5 protein-coding genes are annotated in these 4,591 nt (G+C 36.9%); 4 read left to right on the top strand and 1 reads right to left on the bottom strand.

Features of this window, described 5'->3' with window-relative positions; translation table 11 throughout:
• The 3 genes from C200_RS07855 to C200_RS07845 form a co-directional block, all read left to right on the top strand.
• Nucleotides 1-1,433 (top strand): autotransporter outer membrane beta-barrel domain-containing protein (locus tag C200_RS07855; RefSeq protein WP_155276078.1); only part of this gene is annotated, 1,433 nt, incomplete at its 5' end.
• A 906-nt stretch (nucleotides 1,434-2,339) separates the two neighbouring features.
• Nucleotides 2,340-3,245, top strand: a complete 906-nt coding sequence (locus C200_RS07850; RefSeq protein ID WP_016211991.1) for a LysR substrate-binding domain-containing protein — start codon at nucleotides 2,340-2,342, stop codon at nucleotides 3,243-3,245.
• A gap of 240 nt (nucleotides 3,246-3,485) precedes the next feature.
• On the top strand, nucleotides 3,486-3,671 hold the full coding sequence (locus C200_RS07845) for a hypothetical protein (RefSeq protein ID WP_032126537.1): 186 nt from the start codon (nucleotides 3,486-3,488) through the stop codon (nucleotides 3,669-3,671).
• A 36-nt stretch (nucleotides 3,672-3,707) separates the two neighbouring features.
• Here the strand turns inward: C200_RS07845 and C200_RS07840 are convergent, their stop codons facing one another.
• Complete coding sequence (locus tag C200_RS07840; protein WP_016211994.1) at nucleotides 3,708-4,244, bottom strand: DUF2062 domain-containing protein; 537 nt, start codon at nucleotides 4,242-4,244, stop codon at nucleotides 3,708-3,710.
• A gap of 17 nt (nucleotides 4,245-4,261) precedes the next feature.
• On the opposite strand from C200_RS07840, the gene C200_RS15755 reads away from it, so the two are divergent.
• A partial coding sequence (locus C200_RS15755) for a hypothetical protein (protein WP_016211992.1) occupies nucleotides 4,262-4,591 on the top strand: 330 nt, incomplete at its 3' end.

Here is a 4,591-nt window from a genome sequence, read left to right as displayed (position 1 = left end):
ATAGTCGTCGCGTTTTGCTCGGCGATTTTGCATCATTGGATGTGCAAAATACCTACCGAGGTAGCGACGCTTACGATAATACTGGGGGGAGTGAAAAATATATAAACTATACAATTAATCTTGTGGGGGCAGGTCATCTTATAAAGAGTGGTACGGAATACCCTATTTTAAATGGTTCATCTGTGAGTAATCATGATGATTTGGAAAAAGCTAATTTTAATGGAAACATAACTTATATTGACAATAATGGCAATACTGTAAATCAGCTACCTCTAATTGAATTTTTTTCTCGACCTGGCTCAGGGGTTAACAATGGCAGTGTTGTGCTGGTATCTAAAGTAAAAAGTACATGCGACTTTATCGAAGGAACGGCTAGAGATGGCTTAGAGAATGTATGTAAAGGCATAGATAATTTATCTGATACTTATAGTAGCTCTGATTCAAATATAGCAAAAAGAGTTCTGGAAAAAGCACCGGTCCTTACATCAGTTCCGGTTAATGTTAATAATGTTTATATTAATAAAGTATTGGCAGCAAAAAGAAGCTCGGATAATAAAAGTCTCAGTACACCTTTTTCTGGGGTTAGCACTGGAGCAAAAGTAGATAGAGGGTTTTCACCTTGGATAGATGCATATACCGCACATGAGACAGAGGACCCTGCTGATGGCTATGATGGGTATACTCAATCGATTAAAGGCGTTTCATTTGGTATAGATTATAATACATTAGATAAGTTTGGTCTTTTTTTTAGTTATAGTGAAAATAGATTTACTACAGAAATGACTAACTCTACGATTAAGAGTAATTCTTATGGTATTACTTTTTTTCTTGAAAAGTCATTTAAAGATCTAGATTATTATAGTAGTTTTTCATATTTTTTTAATGATTTTAATAATGAAAGGACTGATACGTCAAAAAGTGTAAATTCATTTCAGTCTTCATTTTCAAATCACTCGGTTTTATTTAATAACCGATTTTTATATGGCTTTTATCCTGAAAATTTAAATAATTATGATTTAAAACTGTTTTTCGATGTTAACTATAGTCAGGTTATGGGCTATGATTATCAAGAAGATTATTTAAATTTAGGTGGGCAGTCAGTTCAAGTCGATACCTGGCATCAGCTGAATTTTGGTATTGGGTTATCAATTGATAAGGAAATAAAGCCCTATTCTGGCATTATAACACCAGCTGCAAGCTTTAAGATTCAATACTCTGTTTTAAATGATCCAAGCTTTATGAATGTTTCTTCAGTAGATTTTCCAGGCTCCATTCAAGTACAATCAGTAAATTCAAAAAAATTGGAATATGATTTAGGTGTGGCTTTAAAATATGAATATAAAGATAATGTTGAGTTGATATTAGAGTATAATTCTATTTGGGGCAACTCGAGGAAGGAGGTTGTTTCTATGCTTGCTAAGTATAGGTTCTAACAGTAGGAGGTAGATGAGTTAGCTCTGATTTAATCTCACATCTTACTTGAAAAAGTGAACGTTTCCAAAGCATGCAAAGTCATGGGTCAATCGCGAGATACTTTTTATCTTTATCACAGCCTGTATTTTGCATTTATAACGCTGATTGCCTGAAGCCGTTCCTGCCAAATTTAATGACATCATTCTCGCTGCATTGTGGGTAATTGACTTCGATATGAGGCATGGATAAATCTCTAAATTATTTTTAACTTGCTTCGAGTTATACCATAACAATCACCACCCAAAATTCCTTTAATTCCCTGAATATAATTATATGGTGTTCTCAAAGCTGCCTAAATTACCATTTGATAGTCGAATAATCAATCGCTGCGAGCCATGGAGTGCTAAGCACGGGGTGAGTAGGCCGAGGTAGGTTCGGGTTTTTAGCAGAGCGGAGTTGCGAAAGGCCGTTAGGTCTGTAGCAAGCGTAACGAGTGTCTAAAAATCTATACGAACCGTAGAGTCATGTGAGAACAGTAGTGGAGTGTGCCGATTCAAGGCACGTAACGCTGTGTGACGCGGACAGCCGAGGGTTTATAGTCGTCGCGTTTTGCTCGGCGATTTTGCATCATTGGATGTGCAAAATACCTACCGAGGTAGCGACGCTTACGATGTTATATGGATATTTTGTAAATACTAAATTGATGAAATATTTGATTTAGGTGTGTTAATTATTTGTTTGTTAAGATAATTTAGTTATTAGGTGGTATGTTAAGAGTGAGTTTGCTAGTATTTTAAGAGCAAATTCAAGCAATCAGTGTTATCAGGGGGTTGAGTGAAACGATAATTGTGGCAGCAGTTGTTTTCTAGAATAGTGCATGTTAACTTGGCTAATGTTAGGTTTATGCTATTTTCTAGGAGCTTGAGATGAGTGTTAAGATTACACTGCGGCAATTAGAAATTTTTGTAGCTATTTCTCAGCATGGTCACGTCACTCAAGCTGCAAATTCACTTTATCTTTCTCAATCTGCTGTAAGCATGGCATTGGCAGAACTTGAGCGTCAGCTTGGCAAGACCTTGTTTGATCGAGCACATAAGAACTTACAGTTGACGAATGAGGGGCGCCTGTTATTAGATAAGGCCGTGAGCTTGATGCAGCAAGCACGAGAAGTTGAGCAGCTATTTGAAAGTGATGTGCAAGGAGAGTTGGTTGTTGGAGCAAGCTCTACCGTTGGTAACTATATGTTGGCAGGTTTGATGAGCGAATACTTGCAAAAATATCCGCAATTGCGTTTACGTCTTGAAATTTCTAATACGCGACGGTCACAAGAAAAATTACTTGATTATCAATTTGATTGTGCTTTTGTCGAGGGTGAAGTGACGCATGCAGATATCAAACGCCAGCTATGGTGTATGGATGAAATGCTTCTTATTGTGGCACCGACACACCCTTTAGCTTATAAGGGTTTGGTGGAAGCAAGTGATTTATCAAATGCCGTTTGGGTATTGCGTGAGCAAGGTTCAGGGACTCGCGAGTTTTTTAATCGCCGTGTGTTGCCGGAGCTTACTTATGCTCAAGTTTGTTTAGAGTTGAGTGATTCAACAGCGATTGCTCAGTCAGTGGAAACAGGAGTGGGAGTGAGCTGTCTTTCTCGTCATGTTGTAGAGTGTGCGTTAAGAGAAAAACGTTTAGCTAAGCTGCCGTATGAGCGTAAGTTGGAGAGAGCATTTTATTTGTTGATACATAAGAAAAAACATATCCCCGCGCTAGTTCATCACTTTATCGATTTTTGTTATCAATATATCGGAAAAAATAATAATTATTCGTTATAGTAAATAAAAAATATATTTGATCTTTGGTTTTTTTTAGATTTTTTCTGGTTTTTATATTTTAAATTGACTTGTTTATAAACACTTTACGTCTTTTATGATTGAATAAGGCTGATTTTATCTAAAGTTTTTTATGAAGGTAAAATTAGAAATTTATTTATATATGCTTGTGAAAAATTAAAAATCTAGTTAGAGTAGAGTAACCCTCTTACTTAAACATGCACTTTTAGGGAGGTTACTAGAATGGAAAAAATTGAGCGGGTATATGCTCGAGATCATGGACTTAGTGGTAACTTTAAGGATATACAGTTTGAAAAGTACTGTCGTGATTGGTTGGAGCCAATGCGTCGTAAGGTTAATGAGAGTACCAAACTAGATGATTATGTTAATCCTAGGGTCAAAAGTAGGTTAGACGGTTATTTGGGTTAAGTGTGATTATAGAAGCCGAGTGTAAGAAAGAGGAGCCTATCGCTCCTTTTTTGTTATGTTGGCTTGTTTATGCTTTTCTCTATTTTTGTGCCATTTGTGGATTATCCAAAGTCGGTAAAATAGCCGAGCAATGATGTAATTAATGAGTGAAAAAGTAATGCTGAGTGTGATACAACCGAGTAGAAATGGTGGCCATGATTGAGAGAGTAAGTGAATGATATCATGTGGTTGCTCTAATGAAATGTTAAGCCCAGGATGGCCTATCATCCAGCTACCTAGCTTATAGGCCGCGTAAACCATCGGGGGAATAGTGATTGGGTTAGAAATCCAGACGGTTGCAATTGAGATTCCGACATTTGCTCGAAACACTAAGGCACAGAGTGCTGCGGGAATCATTTGAAACGGAACAGGAATAAAAGCAAAAAAGCTACCGATAGCGATGGCTTTAGAAACGCTGTGACGATTAAAGTGCCATAGATAATGATAGTGCAGTAGGTGATAGAGTTTAGCTAAAATTTTATGGTCTTGAAGTGATTCTCGTGTCGGGATTTTCTTTTTAAACCAATTAAACATGGATAAGTTGAAGTCCTATGCTGGGGTTTATATTTGTTATTGGCTTTCTCACCCTCTTTTTTTTAGGTTGGCAGGGTGCTGTATTACTCAGTCTTAGTATAGGGGGATTGTGTTATTTTATAAAATCAAAGCGTAAGGTCAAACTGCTTTGTTGTCTTGGTCTTGGCAGCTTATGGGCAATTATAATAATTTTCTGGCAAGATTACTTGTGTTTGGATGATTCTGTTTTGAACCAGGTCGTAGTTATTACGGGAAATGTTGTTTCTATTCCAGAGCATGATACTCGAAAACTCACCTTACGCACAGGCCATAAACATTTTAATCGCCTAAGCTCTTCAAAAGCTATT

Source organism: Piscirickettsia salmonis LF-89 = ATCC VR-1361 (genome assembly GCF_000297215.2).
In the GTDB taxonomy this organism is placed as follows: Bacteria; Pseudomonadota; Gammaproteobacteria; order Piscirickettsiales; family Piscirickettsiaceae; genus Piscirickettsia; species Piscirickettsia salmonis.
This window is presented reverse-complemented; position numbering and strand designations above follow the sequence as displayed.